Annotated in this window: 16 protein-coding genes; 4 read left to right on the forward strand and 12 right to left on the reverse strand. The window is 65.2% G+C overall.

The window, feature by feature from the left end; translation table 11 throughout:
* The first annotated feature begins 68 nt into the window (after positions 1-68).
* Entirely contained in the window at positions 69-3,029 is a 2,961-nt protein-coding gene (uvrA, locus tag FHW97_RS02455) for an excinuclease ABC subunit UvrA (protein WP_171797892.1), read from the forward strand.
* 53 nt (positions 3,030-3,082) lie between these two features.
* Here uvrA and FHW97_RS02460 read toward each other — a convergent pair whose 3' ends face one another.
* Together FHW97_RS02460 and FHW97_RS02465 are read right to left on the reverse strand one after the other, a co-directional pair.
* On the reverse strand, positions 3,083-3,913 hold the full coding sequence (locus FHW97_RS02460; protein ID WP_169041087.1) for a 23S rRNA (adenine(2030)-N(6))-methyltransferase RlmJ: 831 nt from the start codon (positions 3,911-3,913) through the stop codon (positions 3,083-3,085).
* Between the two features lie 118 nt (positions 3,914-4,031).
* Entirely contained in the window at positions 4,032-5,600 is a 1,569-nt protein-coding gene (locus tag FHW97_RS02465) for a DHA2 family efflux MFS transporter permease subunit (RefSeq protein ID WP_082349711.1), read from the reverse strand.
* 118 nt (positions 5,601-5,718) lie between these two features.
* Between FHW97_RS02465 and FHW97_RS02470 the strand changes: the two genes are divergently transcribed.
* Positions 5,719-6,768 (forward strand): type III polyketide synthase, encoded by a 1,050-nt coding sequence (locus tag FHW97_RS02470; protein WP_171797893.1) that lies wholly within the window; start codon positions 5,719-5,721, stop codon positions 6,766-6,768.
* Positions 6,765-7,268, forward strand: coding sequence for an isoprenylcysteine carboxyl methyltransferase family protein (locus tag FHW97_RS02475; protein ID WP_169041089.1), 504 nt, complete (start codon positions 6,765-6,767; stop codon positions 7,266-7,268). The genes FHW97_RS02470 and FHW97_RS02475 overlap by 4 nt, the downstream gene beginning before the upstream one ends.
* On the opposite strand, the gene FHW97_RS02480 is transcribed toward FHW97_RS02475, so the two are convergent.
* The 3 genes from FHW97_RS02480 to FHW97_RS02490 all read right to left on the reverse strand — a co-directional run bounded on the left by FHW97_RS02480 (position 7,258) and on the right by FHW97_RS02490 (position 9,647).
* A complete protein-coding gene (locus FHW97_RS02480) occupies positions 7,258-7,521 on the reverse strand; it encodes a hypothetical protein (protein WP_028657822.1) in 264 nt (87 codons plus the stop codon). The genes FHW97_RS02475 and FHW97_RS02480 overlap by 11 nt on opposite strands.
* A 74-nt stretch (positions 7,522-7,595) precedes the next feature.
* Positions 7,596-7,775, reverse strand: a complete 180-nt coding sequence (locus tag FHW97_RS02485; RefSeq protein WP_054130888.1) for an SANT/Myb-like DNA-binding domain-containing protein — start codon at positions 7,773-7,775, stop codon at positions 7,596-7,598.
* Positions 7,776-8,480: 705 nt separating this feature from the next.
* Positions 8,481-9,647, reverse strand: a complete 1,167-nt coding sequence (locus tag FHW97_RS02490; protein ID WP_171797894.1) for an aminotransferase class I/II-fold pyridoxal phosphate-dependent enzyme — start codon at positions 9,645-9,647, stop codon at positions 8,481-8,483.
* 95 nt (positions 9,648-9,742) lie between these two features.
* Between FHW97_RS02490 and FHW97_RS02495 the strand changes: the two genes are divergently transcribed.
* Entirely contained in the window at positions 9,743-11,488 is a 1,746-nt protein-coding gene (locus FHW97_RS02495; RefSeq protein ID WP_171797895.1) for an amidohydrolase, read from the forward strand.
* Positions 11,489-11,519: 31 nt separating this feature from the next.
* Here the strand turns inward: FHW97_RS02495 and FHW97_RS02500 are convergent, their stop codons facing one another.
* The 7 genes from FHW97_RS02500 to FHW97_RS02530 all read right to left on the reverse strand — a co-directional run bounded on the left by FHW97_RS02500 (position 11,520) and on the right by FHW97_RS02530 (position 18,478).
* Positions 11,520-12,065 carry a cytochrome C gene (locus tag FHW97_RS02500; RefSeq protein WP_171797896.1) on the reverse strand — a complete coding sequence of 182 codons (546 nt, stop codon included), beginning with the start codon at positions 12,063-12,065 and terminating at the stop codon, positions 11,520-11,522.
* An 11-nt stretch (positions 12,066-12,076) separates the two neighbouring features.
* Positions 12,077-12,625, reverse strand: a complete 549-nt coding sequence (locus FHW97_RS02505) for a methylamine dehydrogenase light chain (protein WP_022676185.1) — start codon at positions 12,623-12,625, stop codon at positions 12,077-12,079.
* Between the two features lie 37 nt (positions 12,626-12,662).
* Positions 12,663-13,265, reverse strand: a complete 603-nt coding sequence (locus FHW97_RS02510) for a hypothetical protein (RefSeq protein WP_062786331.1) — start codon at positions 13,263-13,265, stop codon at positions 12,663-12,665.
* A gap of 6 nt (positions 13,266-13,271) precedes the next feature.
* On the reverse strand, positions 13,272-13,850 hold the full coding sequence (locus FHW97_RS02515; protein ID WP_370525285.1) for a MauE/DoxX family redox-associated membrane protein: 579 nt from the start codon (positions 13,848-13,850) through the stop codon (positions 13,272-13,274).
* The gene (locus tag FHW97_RS02520) at positions 13,847-15,049 is read right to left on the reverse strand and encodes an amine dehydrogenase large subunit (protein ID WP_107715887.1); all 1,203 of its coding nucleotides are present in this window, start codon (positions 15,047-15,049) and stop codon (positions 13,847-13,849) included. The genes FHW97_RS02515 and FHW97_RS02520 overlap by 4 nt, the downstream gene beginning before the upstream one ends.
* Positions 15,050-15,227: 178 nt before the next feature.
* The gene (locus FHW97_RS02525; protein ID WP_107715886.1) at positions 15,228-15,914 is read right to left on the reverse strand and encodes a TetR/AcrR family transcriptional regulator; all 687 of its coding nucleotides are present in this window, start codon (positions 15,912-15,914) and stop codon (positions 15,228-15,230) included.
* Between the two features lie 140 nt (positions 15,915-16,054).
* The gene (locus tag FHW97_RS02530; RefSeq protein WP_171797897.1) at positions 16,055-18,478 is read right to left on the reverse strand and encodes a TonB-dependent receptor; all 2,424 of its coding nucleotides are present in this window, start codon (positions 18,476-18,478) and stop codon (positions 16,055-16,057) included.
* Between the last annotated feature and the right edge of the window lie 221 nt (positions 18,479-18,699).

Consider the following 18,699-nt stretch of genomic DNA (forward strand, 5'->3'; position numbering starts at 1 on the left):
TCTTGCGCGGTTCTTGCTGCGCTGCGACAGGCTTGCGTGAATCGAACAAATCTGGAACATTGCCCTTCATGTCGACCGCCCCCACACGTGCGCCCGGCGCCGCTCGCTCCGCGCTGACCACCCTTTCCGTGCGCGGCGCGCGCGAGCACAACCTGAAGGGGATCGATGTCGATCTGCCGCGTGACAGCCTGGTGGTGATCACCGGCCTGTCGGGTTCGGGCAAGTCCAGCCTGGCGTTCGACACGATCTATGCCGAAGGGCAGCGGCGCTATGTCGAATCGCTGTCGGCCTATGCGCGCCAGTTCCTGGAAATGATGCAGAAGCCCGATGTGGAGCACATCGACGGCCTCTCGCCGGCCATTTCGATCGAGCAGAAGACCACCAGCCGCAACCCGCGTTCGACCGTGGCGACGGTCACCGAAATCTATGACTACATGCGCCTGCTCTGGGCTCGGATCGGCGTGCCTTATTCGCCGGCCACTGGCCTGCCGATCAGCGCGCAGACCGTCAGCCAGATGGTCGATCGCGTGATGGCCCTGCCCGAGGGCACGCGCGCCTATCTGCTGGCGCCGGTGGTGCGCGGCCGCAAGGGCGAATACCGCAAGGAACTCGCCGAGTGGCAGAAGGCGGGCTACACCCGTGTGCGCATTGATGGTGAACTCTACGCCATCGAAGACGCCCCCGCGCTCGACAAGAAGTACAAGCACGATATCGAGGTGGTGGTCGACCGCATCGCGGTGAAGGACGGCATCCAGACGCGCCTGGCCGACAGTTTCGAGCAGGCGCTCAAGCTGGCCGATGGGCTGGTCTTTATCGACCTGGCCGATACGACCGTGGCCGAATTGAATGGCGAGACAGCGCCGGAAAAGGCCAAGAAGGGCACTGCTAAAGGCCAGCTCAAGGGCGCCGGCTTGCCCGACAACCGCATTGTCCTGTCGGAAAAGTTTGCCTGCCCGGTCTCGGGCTTCACGCTCGATGCGCTCGAACCTCGGCTGTTCTCGTTCAACGCGCCGCAGGGGGCCTGCCCGGCGTGTGACGGGCTGGGCGAAAAGCTGCTGTTCGACCCGCAACTGGTCGTGCCGAACGAGCATTTGAGCCTCAAGCAGGGCGCCATCGTGCCCTGGGCCAAGTCCAATCCGCCCAGCCCCTATTACATGCAGGTGCTGGCCAGCCTGGCCGATCACTTCGGCTTCAGCCTCAATACCCCGTGGGACAAGCTGTCGGGCGAGGTGAAGATCGTGATCCTGCATGGCACCGCGGGCAAGGCCGTGCCGCTGACCTTCATCGACGGCAAGAAGAGCTACACCGTTTCCAAGGCGTTCGAAGGCGTGATCGGCAATCTCAATCGCCGCATGCTGCAAACCGAAAGCGCCTGGATGCGCGAGGAACTGGGCAAGTTCCAGACCGCGCAACCCTGCGAAACCTGCAACGGCGCGCGGTTGAAGCCCGAGGCGTTGAGCGTGAAAGTGGCGGGCAACGACATTTCTGCCAGCACGCGCCTGTCGGTCAGCGATGCACTGGAATGGTTCGCCACGCTCGATAGCAAGCTGACCAGCCAGCAGAGCCAGATTGCCAAGGCGATCCTCAAGGAAATCAACGAACGCCTCGGCTTCCTCAACAATGTCGGGCTCGATTACCTCAACCTCGATCGCACCTCGGGCACGCTGTCGGGCGGGGAATCGCAGCGCATCCGCCTGGCCAGCCAGATCGGTTCGGGCCTGTCGGGCGTGCTCTACGTGCTCGATGAACCCTCGATCGGCCTGCACCAGCGCGACAACGACCGCCTGCTCGAAACCTTGAAGCGGCTGCGTGACCTGGGCAACACGGTGATCGTGGTAGAGCATGACGAGGATGCGATCCGCGCGGCGGACTATGTCGTCGATCTCGGCCCCGGCGCGGGCGTCCACGGCGGCGAGATCGTTGCCCAGGGTACGCTCGAGGATATCCTGGCCAATCCCGACAGCCTGACCGGGCAATACCTGACCGGCGCGCGCCGGATCGAGGTGCCCAAGAAGCGCCGCAAGGGCAATGGCCTGTCCCTGGTGGTGGAAGGCGCGCGGGCCAACAATCTCAAGAACGTGACGGCCAAGATTCCGCTCGGCACGTTCTGCTGCGTCACGGGCGTGTCCGGCTCGGGCAAGTCCAGCCTCACCATCGATACGCTGCAGGCCGGTGCTGCCCGTGTGCTCAATGGCGCGCGCGTGGTGGCCGGCGCGCATGACGCGATCAAGGGCCTGGAACATTGCGACAAGGTGATCGAGATCGACCAGTCGCCGATTGGCCGCACCCCGCGCTCCAATCCGGCGACCTATACCGGTTCGTTCACCCTGATCCGTGACTGGTTTGCCGGCCTGCCCGAGGCGCAGGCGCGCGGCTACAAGGCCGGGCGGTTCAGCTTCAACGTCAAGGGCGGACGCTGCGAGGCGTGCCAGGGCGATGGCCTGATCAAGATCGAGATGCACTTCCTGCCCGACGTTTACGTGACGTGCGAGGAATGCGGCGGCAAGCGCTACAACCGCGAGACGCTGGAGGTGAAGTTCAAGGGCCACTCGATCGCCGACGTGCTCGACATGACGATCGAAGACGCGGTGGAGTTCTTCAAGGCCGTGCCCCCGATTCGCGATCGCATGGCTATGCTGGGCGAAGTGGGCCTGGGCTATGTCAAGGTGGGGCAGCAGGCCACCACGCTATCGGGCGGCGAAGCGCAGCGCGTGAAGCTGGCCAAGGAACTGGCCCGCCGCTCCACCGGCAAGACGCTCTACATCCTCGATGAGCCCACCACGGGCCTGCACTTCGAAGACGTGCGCAAGCTTTTGGAAGTGCTGCACCGCCTGGTGGAGCAGGGCAACAGCGTGGTGGTGATCGAACACAATCTGGATGTGATCAAGACCGCCGACTGGATCATCGACATGGGCCCCGAAGGCGGCGTGCGCGGTGGCGAAGTGGTGGCCGTGGGCACGCCGGAACAGGTCGCCAAGAACAAGGCGAGCTTCACCGGCCACTATCTGGCGCCGTTGCTCAAGCGATGAGCGCCAAGCCCCTCGCCGCCGTGCGGGGAGGGGCTACGCCGCAGGCCGCCCGATCACGCGCCCAGCCAGGCGGTGGCAAGCTCGCCCCGGTGCCCCTCTGGCGCCAGCGCGGCGCGCAGCGCTTCGAGCATGGGCGGCAGTGCCTGGGTAAAGGCGTAGGGCGGGTTGACGATGAACAGCCCGGCGCCGTTGTAGATGCCCGGCTGGTCGGCATCATAGAGCCAATGTTCGATGGTCAGCAGTTTCGGGATGCGCAGCTTGCGCAGCTGTTCTTTCCACCGGACATGCGCGGCGCGGTCCTTGAGCGGGTACCAGATCACCGTCACGCCATGGGCCCATTTGCGATGGGCTGCGGCAAGCGTCGTGACGATCCGCGCGCGTTCGTCGGTCTGTTCATAGGGCGGATCGACCACCACCAGCCCACGCGCCGTGCGTGGCGGCACCATCGCCAGCCATAGCTCATAGGCATCACGCTGATGCACGGCGGCGGGCGTATCGCGCATTGCGCCGCGCAGGGCATAGGCATCGTCGGGGTGTTTTTCGTTCAGGATCAGCAGATCCTGCGGCCGCAGTAGCTGCGCCAGAAACCGTGGCGAACCGGGATAGAGCTGTGGCTCGGCGCCCTCGTTCACGGCCTGCACGGCGGCGCGATAGTCGTCCAGCAGGGGGTTCTGGTCGGCAAAGGCCCGCATCACACCCTGCGTCGCTTCGCCGGTGCGCTGGGCCGCATCGCCGCGCAGGTCGTAAATCCCGCAGCCGGCATGGGTGTCGATCAGGGTCAGCGCGCCGTCTTTTTGCTGCAAGGCCCGCACCAGCGCGATCAGCAGGGCATGCTTGACGACATCGGCGCTGTTGCCCGCATGGAAGGAATGGCGGTAATTCATGCTGCTTCAAAATCCTGACGGTCTGCCGAGATGCGGGCACGCGGGCTGGCACGCCCTGGCCGCACCGCTGCGACAGCGCCCTTAGCCTGCGACGTCACTCTTCACCAGACCAGCCGTGTCAGTCGCGCAGCGCCGCGTCCCGGCGCACGAACCACAGCGCCAGGACCGCGAGCGCGACCAGCACGCCGCATAGCAGCCACGCGGCATTGACGGCGGGAACGAGCGCGGCCTTTTCCACCAGGGGCCGCACCATCTCGGTGGTGAAATCGTCGAGCGGTTGGCCGCGCTGTTCCAGGAAAGCGTCGCGCGGAATGCCGATGCGCACGGCGGTGGCTACGTCGCCGGCGCGCAACTGGTCGGCGATGTGGTTGCCGGCGGTGGCGGCGCGGCTGAAGATCGTGGTGTCGATCAACGCCAGGCCAACCGCACCGCCCAGATTGCGCATCATGTTGAACAGCCCACTGGCATCGGCCACGAGCCGATCGGGCAGCCGCCCCAATGCCATGCGGGTTGGCGGCAGCAGGCAGAACATGATGGCGGCGCCACGCACGATCTGGGGCAGAATCATCGCCTGAAAATCGGTCTGCTCAGTCTGCCTGGTGCTGAGCAGCAGGCCGATGGCGAACAGCACGAAGCCGAAACCGGTGAGCAGGCGCGGGTCCATCCGGCGTTCGGCATAGACGGCGATCGGCGCGACCAGCAGCTGGGTGCAGCCGGTTACCAGCATGATCTCGCCAATGCGCAGCGGGCCGTGTTCGCGCACCAGGCCCAGGAAGAAGGGCATGAGATAGGTGGAGCCGAACAGCCCGAAGCCGAGCACGAAGCTGAGCAGGCAGCCGATGGTGAAGTTGCGATCGGCAAAGCAGCGCAGTTCCACCAGCGGGGCAGAGGATGTCACCGTGCGCCAGACAAAGCCGATCGCGCTGATGCCCGACGCGCAAAGCAGCGCGACCACGCGCAGGTCTGCCCAGCCGCGCGACGGCGCGTCCTTGAGGCCGAGTTGCAGCGCCACCAGCGCGGCGGCGAGCAGCACCAGCGCCAGCGCGTCTATCGGCCGGCCAGCCTGGCGGCCGGTCTGCTTGCCGCGCAGGAACAGCAACACCCCCAGGCTGGCAACGATGCCGGGCACGATGTTGACGCGAAACAGCCAGTGCCAGGAATAGGACTGGGTGATCCACCCGCCCACGATCGGGCCGATGGTGGGCGCCAGCACCGCCGCCACGCCGGCGATCGTGGTGGCAAGGCCCTGGCTGCGCGGCGGAAACAGCAGGAACACGGCGGCGAACACCGCCGGGATCAGCGTTCCCCCGGCAAAACCCTGGACCACGCGCCAGGCGATCAGCTGGGCAAAGCCGCTACTGGCCGCGCACCCTGCCGATGCCAGTGTGAACAGGCAGGCCGCTGCCACGAACAGCCAGCGCATGCCGAGCCGCGCGGTAAGAAACCCGGTCAACGGGATCGCGACGATTTCGGCGGTGAGATAGGCGGTCTGCACCCACACCATGCGATCGGGCGCGATGCCGATCGCCGCCTGGATGGCGGGCAGCGAAGTGGCGACGATCTGAATATCGAGGATGGCCATGAACATGCCCAGGCACATCAGGATAAAGCCTATCCATTCGCGATAGCTTGCGCCGTCTCTTTCGCCTAGGCTCGGGGCGTCCGTGCCAACCATGCGTCCAGCCATCGATTCTCCTGTGCGAAATCGCCCTTGTCCTATCGCAGGCAAGGAACTCGCTCTCGTCAAAATCGTTTCGGGCTGCACCTTTTTCACCGGTTCGCCGGTCTTGCAGGCGATACCGTAGATGCTGCCCGTTTCAATTCTCTCGCTTGCCACCCAAACTCCCCCGAATATCCTGCCCCAGGAAGAGGCGATCGCCACGGCGCGTACGCTCATTGGCGGGCATTTCGCCGATTTCGAGCGGCTGGCTGCGGTCTATACCAACGCTGGCGTCCACACCCGCCAACTGGCGCGGCCGGTGGCCTGGTATCGCCAGGAACGCAGCTTTGCCGAACGAAGCGCGGTCTATCTCGAGGTGGCGCTCGATCTGTGGGTTGCGGCGGCGGAGCAGGCGCTGGCCCAGGCCGATCTGCGCGCCGACCAGGTGGATACCATCGTTACCGTGTCGTCCACCGGCATCGCCACCCCCAGCCTGGAGGCGCGCGCTATGGCACGGATGCTGTTCCGCACCGATGTAGTGCGCGTGCCGGTGTTCGGCCTGGGCTGCGCCGGCGGCACAACCGGGCTGGGCCTGGCAAGCAAGCTCGCCCGCGCCACGCCCGGATCGCACGTGCTGTTCGTCACGGTGGAGCTGTGCAGCATGGCCTTGCGCACCGACCGGGCGGACAAGGCCGATATCGTGTCGACCGCGCTGTTCGGCGATGGCGCGGCGGCCGGCGTGCTGCGCAGCGGCGAGGGCGGCTTTGCGCAGATTACCGCCAGCGCCGAAAAGACCTGGCCCGATACGCTCGACATCATGGGCTGGCAGGCAGAGCCAACCGGCCTGGGCGTCGTGCTCAACCGGGCCATTCCCGCCTTTGCCCGGCAGGAAATGCGCCAGGCGATGGAGGAGATGCTTGCCCCGCAAGGCTTGCGGATCGAGGACGTTGACCGCTTCATCTGCCATCCCGGCGGGGCCAAGGTGGTCGATGCATTGGAAAGCGCCCTTGCTCTGAACCAGGGCGCACTGGTCAAGGAGCGCGAGGTTTTGCGGGATCACGGCAATATGTCTGCACCAACGGTGCTGTTCGTGCTGGATCGCTATCGGCAAGAGGGGCTGCCGCCGCTTTGCGTGATGAGCGCGCTGGGGCCGGGGTTTACTGCGTCGTCGCTCACGCTGCGGTGTGCGGCATGAACGCGGCCTATGCCATCATGGCCTTTGTCACGCTGCAACGCCTGAGCGAGCTGGTGATCGCGCGGCGCAACACCGCGCGGCTGATGGCGGCCGGGGCGCGCGAAGTGGGCGCCAATCACTATCCGGTGATGGTTGCCATGCACACCGCATGGCTGGCGGTCTTGTGGTTCACGGTGGGTGACCGCCCGATCTTTCTGCCGCTGCTGGCGGTATTTGCCGTGCTGCAGCTGATGCGGGTGTGGGTGCTGGCCACGCTGGGCCCGCGCTGGACCACGCGCATTATCGTCACGCGTGACGCACCGCTGGTAAAGCGTGGGCCGTTCCGTTTCGTGCGCCACCCCAACTATATGGTGGTGACCGCCGAAATCGCGGTGTTGCCGTTAACGTTTGGCCTGGTGTGGGTGGCGCTGCTGTTTACCGTGCTCAACGCCGCCATGCTGACGGTGCGGATCAGGGCGGAGAACAGCGCGCTCTACGGCAACGCCGGAATCAGCGCTTAGCGGCCGCCTGGCGTTCTGCGCGGATGCGCAGCATCGCGGCGTGGCACACGGGGGAAGTCTCATTGATCTTGGCGATCATGCAGGCTTCCACCTTCTTGCGGCTCAACGATTTCATCTCGGCCGGGCACAGCCGCCGCGCTTCCTGCACGCAGGCCTTCTTGCCGGGATCAGCCTCGGCCAAAGCGGGCGTCTGGCTCATGCCGATCAGCATGGCACCAAGACCCAGAATAACGCTGGCAGCACGTGCATTCATGAACGGTTTCCTTGCAAACAGGGTGCGGTTGCGACGGCCCACCGTATTGATTGGACTGCCTGAACCCAAGCTTGTCAACGCAGCTTGGCAATGCTCAGGCCATCGGCCTTGGCCCGGTCCTTGACCGATTCCTCGGTGCGGGTGAGCGCCTTGGCAATGGATTTGAGGCCCATGCCCTTTTTGGCGAGGGTGTGAAGCTTCTGGAGTTCAGCAGGAGTCCAGGGCTGGCGATGACGTTCGAACTTTTCGGCCATGGCCGCGCGGTAGGGCATGGCGGCGCCGCTGTCCAAGGAAACGGCAAGCCACAGAAAACGGGGGCCGGCATCGCTGCCGGCCCCCAATGCGCCTGTGGCCGTTTAACCGGCGTTGTGTTCGGCCATGGCCGACGGGCCGAGGGCGGGGGCCTTCCAGGGCACGAAGCCCCTGGGCCGTTGGCGGCGTCCGGCATGGCCAGGCGGCGCCAAAGCTCCCGTGCACGGTCCGTATCGCCCGCTCGGGGAAGAGCGAGGCCTGACCTGCTGCGCAACGCCGCTTGCGGGCGGCATCACGGGCGTGGCCTTTGCCTCGAAGCACCGCTCCCACGCGCGCCGATCAAGAACGCACAGGACGGACCCCGCCGGGGCAAAGGACAGGCATATGGTGGTTGCGAAACAGTTCCAGGCCGCGTGTCCAGACACCAGCCAAGGCGGAATTGCTGCGCACAAAACCATTGCCGCAAGCCCCCTCGCGGGCGCCGTCACACCCGCTCACCATGCCGTGAAGGCACGAGCGGACATGGCCGGTGTTCCGTTTGGCAAAAGGCTTGCACTTCAAGAAAATAGCGCCGTAAATCATCGGCTTGTACCAGCTGATCGGCGGCACGTTTTCCTGTCGATAAAGGGATGCTGCGCCTGTCTTTCGAGTCGCGCAAGAGGGAATTTTGCGGATGGTTTGACAGGCGGGACGAGCGGTTCAACCTGTCACAAACCATCGCGCCACGCGGCGAGCTTTCCCACGGCGGCGCGCAGCATGGGCGGCGGCTTGCAGTGGCACAGCCGCACGATATGGCGCGGCGCGGGCGGGCCTTCCCACAGCGCGGAAAGCGGAATGGTTGCCACGCCCGCTTCGGCGACGGCGCGCGTGGCGAAGGTGCGATCATCCAGGGGCACGCCGCTCTGCGCCAGATCAATGCACGAAAACCAGGTGGCGCTGCCGGGCAGGGTGGCAAAGCCATGGTGGGCCAGCGCTTCCAGCAGCGCCTGGCGCGATGCCGCCCAATCGGCCACCTGGGCATCGATCAGCGCATCATCGGTCAGCCCTTCTGCCACGGCCCATTGCAGCATCGGCGGCGTGGTAAACGTCAGGAACTGGTGCGCGCGCGCAACCACCGTGGCCAGTGCCGGATCGGCCACGAGCCAGCCCACCTTCCACCCCGTGGCGCCAAAGATCTTGCCGGCCGATCCCACCTTGATCGTGCGCGCGGCCATGCCCGGCTCTGCCATCAGCGAGGCATGGCGCAGGCCATCGAACCGCACCACCTCCCACACCTCGTCACAGATGGCGATCAGGTTGGCGGAAACGCAGAGCTGCGCCAGCGCCGTCCGCTCTGCCGCGCTGGTCACCGTACCGGTGGGATTGAGCGGATCGTTGAGGATCAGCGCGCGGGTGCGCGGCGTGACCGCGGCGCGCACCGCATCGATCGGCATGGCCCAATCGGGCGGCGCCAGGCCCACGAACACCGGCACCCCGCCAGCGCGGCGCACCAGCGGGGCATAGGCGTCATAGGCCGGCGCCAGCACGAGCACCTCGTCTCCCGCGCGGACAGTGGCAAGGATCGCCGCCGCCACCGCCTCCGTCGCGCCCGACGTAACGATGGCATGCTCGCGGCCCAGGGCCAGGCCCTGCCGCCGGGCATAGAACGCGGCGACCGCATCGCGCAGTTCGGGCACGCCGGCCATCGGGGGATATTGCTGCGATCGTTCCGCCATGGCCCGCGCGGCGGCTTGCGCCAGGGCGAGCGGCGGCGGGCCATCGGGAAAGCCCTGGCCGAGGTTGATCGCGCCATGCTCCCGCGCGAGGGCCGACATCGCCTCGAAAATCGTGGTGGGCATGGTGGCATAGAGCGGGTTCAGCGAAGGCGCGGTCATCCAGCGATCTTAGGCACCCGATGCGCCGACGCAAAGCCCGTTGCACTGAGATCACAATTTGCTAGCCTCTTTCAGGCGAACCGGGGGGCAAGGCAATGCGCAAGGCGTGGCAGGCAGGCGTGGCGGGATTGGCACTGGTGCTGTGCGGCGCCAGTGGGGCGCAGGCGCGCCAGATGGCAGACCTGATCCTGCACAATGGCCAGGTGCTGACGGTGGACAAGCGTTTTGCCGTGGCGTCGGCTGTGGTGGTGCGCGGCGATCGTATTGTTGCGGTGGGCGGGGAAGGGCTGCTCAAGCGCTTTGCGGCGCGCGATGTGGTCGATCTCAAAGGCCGCACTCTGATGCCCGGCTTCATCGATACGCATCTGCATCCCGCGCCGATCAAGCCCAGCGACATTGCCGTGGCCAGCGCCACCAGCATGGCACAGGTGCAGGCCATGCTGCGCGACAAGGCCCGCGCGCTGGGGCCAGGGCAATGGATCACCGGCTATGGCTGGCAGGAAGCCAACCTGGCGGAAAAGCGCAACATAACCCGTGCCGATCTCGATGCGGCCGTGCCTGACAATCCCGTGCTGCTGGTGCGCGCCGGATCGCATTCGGCCGTGGCCAACAGCCTGGCGCTGAAGCTGGCGGGGATCGACCGCAACACGCCTGATCCCGCCGGTGGGCTGATCGAGCATGATGCCAGTGGCGAGCCCAACGGTATCATCCGCGAAAGCTATGGCGCGGTGCTGCGCCTGATCCCCCAGCCCGGCTGGGACGTGATGAAGCCGGCAACGGTCACCTGGCTCCGCTCCATCCTGGCGCTGGGCATAACCAGTTTCCACGATGCCAGCGGATCGATCGACGACGAGCCCTATGGTGCGGGCGGCCCGGCGCCCGGCGAGCAGGGGCTGGACCTGCTGGGCGCGGGAATGACCTTTCGCCGCGCGCGCGAACTCTATGCGGAAATGGGTGACCGCCTGCCGCGCGTGACCATGTACATCAGCTATCCCGGCGCCGCGCGGCTCAAGGCCTTCCCGCATCACACCGGTTATGGTGACAATCATGTGCGCCTGGGCGCGATTGGCGAGAACGCGGTGGACGGCGGCTTTACCGGCCCCACCGCGTGGCTGCTGGCCGATTACAAGGGGCAGCCTGGCTTTCGCGGCAAGGGCCGCTTCACCGACGCGCAGCTTCAGGAGATGGTCGATACCGCGGCCGCGGCCGGCTGGCAGATGGGCCTGCACTGCATTGGCGACGCGGCCATCGTGCAGACCGTCAACGCCTATGACATGGCGCTCAAACGCCTGGCGGCGCAGGGCAAGATGCCGGCTGACCACCGCTGGTTCACCGATCATTTTACGATCATGCCGCCCGATGCCACGATGCAGACCATGGCGCGCGACAAGGTGATGATCGCCCAGCAGCCCAATTTTCTCTACAACCTGGAAGACCGCTACACCCAGGTGCTGGACGATTGGCGCCTGGCGCATAACAATGCGGTGGCCACGCCGGTAAAGAAATTCGGCCTGTTCATGGCCTTTGGCAGCGACAACCTGCGGGTGGGGCCGCTCGTCGGCCTCTATGCCGCGATCACCCGCAAGGGACCCAGCGGCGTGGTGCACGACGCGGAAGAAGCTGTTTCACGTGCCGAGGCGATTCGCATGTACACCGCCAATGGCGCCTATCTGTCTTGGGAAGAAAGCCAGAAGGGCACGCTGGAACCGGGCAAGCTGGCCGACATGATCGTGCTGCCGTTCGATCCGCTGACCGCACCACCCGAAGCCCTGCTCAAGGGCAAGGTGGATATGACGTTCGTGGGTGGCAAGCTGGTCTACGACAGTCGCCTGCGTCGCTGACGGGCATCGGCCCCGCGCCGATCGGCGCGGGTCAGTGCGCCGTCGCGGGATTGTAGCCAGGATAGAGCAGCTTGATATCCTGCGGGGCATGGCACTGCTTTACCGCAGTCGTGGCATGGCGCAGCCGCTCTGCGGTGAGCGAGGCGTTGGACAGCGCATGCTGGCGCTCGCGGCCCACTTCATCGGCGGTAAACGGACGGGTGCCGGCCGGCACGCTATGCCCGCCCAGCACGAAGACCACATAGTTCATCAGATCGGCCAGCTCGGCATTGTCGCGGATGCGGCTGTGCGCGACGTTGGGCAGGCGCAGCAGATAGGCACGGCTATCGGGCGTGCACATGAACCAGCCGACGCGGCCCAGCAGTTCGGGCAGCTGCGCCGGCACCGTGCTGCCGTTCACGCCGTGGCAGCCGCCGCAATTCTCGATATAATCCACCCGCGCCTGGTTGGGATCTTCCATCACCGGTTGCGCCATAGCGGGGGCGGGCGCGGCATCGTGCGCCGCGCTCAGCCGCGTGGCGAGGCTGGCGCTGAGCAATGCCGTGGCCGCCAGCAGGGAAAGACGCGCGATCTTCATGGCCGCTGCGCTCAGGCCGCGCCGACCAGTACGGCGGTGGAGCAGTGGTATTCCATGCTCTGCGTACCGAAGCACCAGATGATATCGTTGTTGAGCTGCGGCACATAGATCTGCGTTTCGCGATCGGCATTGTCGCAATTGCACTTGTTGCAATAGGATTTGCCGCAGCAATCGCGATAGGCGATCAGGTACGACTTGCCGTCTTCGGGATTGACGCAGGTGCCTACCCACGACACCGGAGAGGGTTCGGCCCCGGCCGGGCAGGTGTGTACCCCACCGCCGCAGCAGGTGCACAGCGCGCCGTCGATCGCGCAATAGCGCCAGTAATCGCACTTGGTGTTGTCGGTTACCTGCGCGCCACGGGCAAAGGTGGTCTTCGCCTCTGGCCCTCGATCGGGCTTGGCCGGCGCGGCATTGGCACGGCTCACCGGCAGCACGGGGAATAGCGGCGCGGCCACCAGTGCGGTGCCCAGCCGGGCGAGGATGCCCCGGCGCGACGTGCCGCCGGCAAAGCGCCGCAAGACCTTTTCGCCCAGGCTGTCAGCATCGAAATGGATCATGATCGTTGCCCCTAGAACTTTTCTCGTAGCGTTTGCGTCAGGCCACCGCGCCATGCATGCGGGCGACATAGTCCTGCACCGAATGAACCCCCATTTCGTGGGCAATCACCAGGCTTTCGAGGTGCTCGCGGCTGTTGACCAGCCCCTTGGACAGGACCACGCCCTGGTCATCGAGCAGCACGGCAAACGGCAGCTTGCCCACGGCAAAGGCCTGGCCCACTTCCGGCCCATTGACGAACGGATAGGCTTCCAAGCCATGGCGCGCGATCATCTCGCGCTGCGCGTCCACCGTATCGTCGCCCACGAAGGTCAGCGCCACGCGCTCGTCGCGGGCAAAGGACTTGGCCATGGGGATCAGGTTCTTGCACAGCGGGCAAGAGGCCGAAACGAACATCAGCAGGCGCAGCGGCGTGCCCGGGGCCGCGCCGCCCACGCTGATCGCCGCGCCATCGAGCGTGTGGCTGGCCACGGCCTGGCTGGCCGCCCCCACGGCGGGGCCGCCCGCCGTGGTCAGCGCGCCGGCCGGGGCCACGCGCATGTGCAGCACGCCCACCTGGCGGGCCAGGGCCAGCAGCGCCACCACCAGCAGTGCGATGATCACCCAGGAAATGCCTTGTGAAACGATCAGAGCCGTCATCATCGCCCGCTACCCTTTTCGCGCCGGGGCCAGCGGAGAACCCGCCAGGGCCACGATCGCATTGAACAATTGCACCAACAGAAACAGCACGATCCCGCCAGCCGCGCCCAGCAGCCAGGCCTGGCCCGGCAGCGGCGCCATGGCCAGGGCCGGCAGCAGCAGCGCGGCCAGCACCACGTTGCGCATCACCAGCGGCCAGGCCAGCGGCTGGCGCAGCGCGGCATGGCCGCAGCCGCAATCGATATGCCCACGCCCGCGCCGCAGGTTGACCGCCATGGCCCAGGCGAAAATGCCCAGCAGCAGCGCGGCAAGCGCGGCTGCTGGCGGCGTCATCAGGCCAGACAGCAGCCAGGCGCCCAGGACCAGTTCTGCCACGGGTAGGGCGCTGGCCACAGGCGCCACCAGGGCCGGCGGCAAGAGGCGGTAATTGGCGATCACGCCGGGTAGCAAAACCCGATGGCGCAGCTTGCCCGCTGCCGCAGTAAGGAACACCAGCCCCACGCCCACCGTGGCAATGCGCCCGGTCAGCGCCACGGCCATCAGGCCGATCGCCGCAGAGGCCGCATCCGGGGCGCCGAGCGCGATCACTGCGGCTGTGCCACCGTGATCACGCCATTGCCGGCATGATCCAGCTTCCACGCCTGCTTGCCGGTGGCCAGATCATAGACGTAGACCGTCTCGTCCTCGCCAGCAAAGACCAGGTGGGGGGCGGCTTCCTGCGTCACGGCAATCATGCGCGGTTCGCCGGGCACGGCCATGCGCTTGACCACCTTGTGGCTGGCCAGGTCGAGCTGCCACACTTCGCTCGCGCCGGCTTTGTGCGACCAGAACTCGCCCATGTGCATCAGGATATAGACCTGGCCGGTGGCGCGGTGCAGGGCCATCTGTTGCACCCCGCCCGGATACCAGTTGACCTGGTTGGGCGCGGCCGATCCGGCCGGCACGCCGGCGGCTTCCTGCAAAGAGAACGGCGCGGCAATCACCGGCTTGGCCCCCAGCGTAGCGGTATAGACCTTGCCGGTATAGCTCAGCATCACGATCTGGTTGTGCCCGCGATCGACTTCGAAATTGTCGAAGATCGGATCGTCGGTGGCGGAAAAGAACGGATCGCTGCGGGTGATCTGGCTTTTCCCGCCGGCCAGGCTCAACGTGGCGAGCGAGCCATCGGAGCACAGCGCCGACAGGCCCACGCCGGGCACCGGAACCAGGCTGGCGCAGCCGGGCAGTTCCACCGTCTTGACGAACTTGCGCGCCGTCAGATCGATCACGTTGACCGAAGAGGCCGGGCTCATGTTGTAGACATAGCCTAACTTGCCGTCGGGGCTGACCACGAAATTGTTCATCCGGCCGCCCACCAGCAGCCGGCCCGGCATGGCAATATCGGCCTGAAGCTTGAGATCGACGCTGTCGAACACCGAGACATAGTCCTGCCGCGTTCCGCGCAGGCCCTTGGTCCACAAGGTGGACGACACGTAATAGAACTTGCCCGCAGGATCGAGCGCCAGGTCGGTCAACTGCGGGGTTTCGACGTGGCCGATCAGCTTGCCACTGACGGTATCGTAGATGACCGAGGAATTGGACGTGAACCCGCCGTTGATGAAGAACCAGCTGGTTTTGGGCGGCGTCAACTGCGCCACGTCAGACTGTTCGGGTTCCACCGACGCGATCGGTGCGGCGACCGGGGCCGCCATGGCCGACGGCGCCAGCGCCCCAGGCAGGCCGCCGGCCAGCGCCACGGCCAGTGTTGCAGTTGCGAGAAAACGCCCCTTGATGGCAGCAAACGTCATCGTGGCCGGCCCCTGTTCGAATGTGACAGCCCGTGGTGATCGCGGCATTGGCAAGGGCGCGAAGGACCGGGTGTTTGCCCGAGTCCGGCATGCCCCCACATGCCATTGCGATCACAAGTTTTGACGAATGTCCTATTTCAGTCAAGCGACATTCGCAGGTGCCGCAAAACTTTTCGCGCTATCTGGCATCACATGGATCGCGGGTGGGCATGCCCAGCCCGGCAATGTCGTCCGGGGTGATGGTACAGGCCAGTTCCACCAGCGCCTTGCCGGCGATCGCGATGAACGCCGGCATGCGATCGGCCCAGGGCTTGCGATAGCCGAGAAAGGGTGTCGCCCCTTCCATCGAGGCGCTGATGTAGAGCGCCACGATCTGGGTTTCGGCCGCAGACAGCGCGGGGTTCAGCACGCTGACATATTCGCAGATCACCCCGTGGACGCGGGCATAGAACTGCGCCACCCGCTCTGCCACCACCGGGTTGTGGTTGGCCATGGCCCACAGTTCGGTAAACAGGCGCGTGGTGCGCATGCCGGCAATATCTTCCAGGCACAGCGCGATCACACGGCGCAGCCGCTCTTGCGCGGTAAGGCCGGGCTGGCGCACCTCGTTGTCGAGTACCTTGTCATAGCTTTCCAGCATGTCGTCGAGCATGAGCTGGACCAGCATTTCCTTGCGCGGGAAATGATAGCTGACATTGCCCACCTTCATCCCGCATTCGGCGGCGATGCGGCGCACGGTGAACTGCGCGGCGCCTTCCTCGATCAGCACCTTGTGCGCGGCCTTGACGATGGCTTCGGCCGTGGCCGCGCCACGGGCATAGCCACCGGGACGCGGGGTGGTGATGGCACGGTCTGCTGGTGTCATTCCCGCCAGGCTACCACGGGCAGAGCGAAACGGCCAGTTGTCCGTCGCACCTGCGCCGGCAGATAAAACGACCCCCGCCGTGCCGGGGCACGACGGGGGCAAGGGTGGAAAGTGCTCTGGCGGTTGGCGAGAGCGCCGCGTCAATAGCGCATGGAATATTTCAGCCCGAAATACTGAGGCTTGATCGGCATGGTGCGCGAAGAGCCCGAGCAGTATTCGATCGCGCAGAACGTGTTCTTGGACAGCTCGCCACGACGATCGAACACGTTTTCGATGAAGGCCGTCAGCGTCCAGTTGTCCTTCGACACGCCGGTGGAGAAATCGAAGCTGACGAAGCCCGGCGTGTTGCCCAAGAGGCTGTTCTTGTAGGTGTCGAGGTTGGAGGTCGACAGCGTCTGGGCGTGCATGGTCACTTGCGCGAAATCGTTGAGCGAGCCCAGATCGCCTTCATACCGCGCCGAAAGCTGGCCCTTGAAGCGGGGCTGGCGCGGCAGGCGCGTGCCCTTGGCGGCGGCGATCTCGTCTGGCTTGCCGGTGCAATCGCTGATCGGGGTGAGGGTGGCAGGGTCGAGCACACAGAAATCCTGCGTCAGCTTGGCATCGTTGTATGACCCGGAACCGCTGATCGTGAATTGCCCGAGCTTGAGATCGAAATCGGATTCGATGCCGAACACCCGCGCTGCGCCAGCGTTGACCGTGCCGCCGTTGCCGAAATACCCCAACGGGATGACGGTGTATTGCACGCCGGTCCACTTTTCATAATAGACCGCCGCGTTCCAGCGCAGCTTGTTGTTCCAGCTGGTCTTGACGCCCACTTCGTAATTGGCCAGCCGATCGGCCTTGTAAGTGCCCATCTCTGGCAACTGGTTGGTGCCGCCAGGGCGGAACCCGGTGGAGTAGGTAGCATAGACCATCTTGTCGGACGTGACCTGCCAGGTCACGCTCACCTTGTGGGTTTCGCCGGTCTCGTTGTAGGCTGGCTTGTTGTTGTTGACGCAGGAAAACCGCTGGTTGGCTGGGAACGGCACGGTGCAGCCAAGTTTAAGCGCCTGGCTGGCGACGCCGCTGAATCCATAGACCGAGTTGTTGGCCTTGAATACGCGGATGCCGCCGGTCACCTTGATCTGCGAGGTGATCGGCACGGTGCCTTCGGCAAACACCGCATAGTCGCGGAATCGCTGGTTGAGATCCTGGTTGTAGAACGCGTCGCGCTTGATTGCCGGGTTCCACTGGCAGCCATCGGCGCATGAGGTGGCGAGGTCGATCTGGCTCAGGCCGGGGATCTGGTAATCGTCGTCCTGGGCCATCTTCTGGAACTGGAAGAAGCCGCCTACGGTCAGGTCGAAGCCCCATTCCTTGGGTACTGAAAGGCGCAGTTCCTGCGTCACCTTGGTCTGGGTCAGGCGGCCGATGTAGGACTGCGTCGGGTTGATGAAGTTGCCGCTCTTGTCGCGGAACTTGAGATAGTTTTCATAGCCGGGGCCAAGCTGGTCATAGTGGACCGAGTAATAGGTATAGTCGCTGGTATTGTGGATCTTGCGACGGAAATAGCCTGATGAGGACACCAGGTCGAAATCGCCGATCTTGCCCTGGATGGTCAGCGAGGCCTGGACCCACTTGTCGACATTTTCGGTCGGGCTGTAGTCATGGACTTCCAGATCGCCGACGCGCGGATCATAGTTGAAGAAGCCCTTGGCATCGAGATACTGGTAAGTGACAGACGGGTAGAGCTTCCAGTCGCCCGCCTCGATCGTGGCGTTGATGCGTCCGCCATAGCTGTCGACCGGGTTGTAGTTCTTCTGCACCAGCGTGGCGTTGTCCACGGTATAGGTCGTGTTGGGATCATCATCGCCCAACTGATAGGTGTACGTGCCGTGGGTGTTGTCGATGTAGCCGCCCTCGTGATCGTAGAAGCCCATCATGCGCACGGCGATGTGCTCGTTCACCGGGATGTTGACGAAGCCTTCGACCATCGCGCCGGCCGCGCCCTTGCCATAGGCATCGACCTGGACATCGGTGCCGGCCTCGAACTTGCCGATCTTGGCCTTGTTGGTGATGATGCGCAGCGTGCCCGCCAGCGAGCCGGCGCCATAGAGCGTACCTTGCGGGCCCGACAGCGCCTCGACCCGCTCGATATCGTAGATGTGCACTTCGGGCATCCGCCCCGGCTGCGAAATCGGCACGTCATCGAGATAGGTGCCGCTGGTCGACAGTGCGCCACCATCCACGGCAATGCCGCGGAAATAGACTTCGCTCTGCCCTGGCCCGAGCCCGGAAAAGCTGACCGAGGGCAGCATGCTGGCGTAATCGGCAAACGTGCTGACCTGGTGCTGTTCCAGCTTTTCCGCGCCCAGCGCCTGGATCGAGATCGGCACCTTCTGCACGCTTTCGGCCTTGCGCGTGGCGGTGACCACGATTTCGCCAAGGCCGCCGGTGCCATTGTCTGCAGCGGCCGCATCGGGGGCCGGGGCGGGCGCGGGTGCCGACTGGGCCAAGGCCGCAACCGGCAGCGCCATGCTGGAAAGGACGGTCGAGGCGCCGAGAATACCCAGTGCACGCCTCATCTGCGACCGTTGTTCAAACACCATTGTTCATGCCCCCTGATGGCCTGAAGTTCTTTTTCTGCCGTCTTCCTGCGAACGCTTGTTTTTATGATTATTGTTTGGTGATGATCTTGGCGGCGGTGTTGTAATTATGCCGCTTTTTGTGCAGTCGCCGTGCCGATTTGCGCACCTGTGCGATCAAACCCTTGCGGCGCCCGATTGCCGTGGCGCGCCATGCCGCC

The organism is Novosphingobium sp. SG754, from assembly GCF_013149315.1.
GTDB lineage: Bacteria > Pseudomonadota > Alphaproteobacteria > Sphingomonadales > Sphingomonadaceae > Novosphingobium > Novosphingobium capsulatum.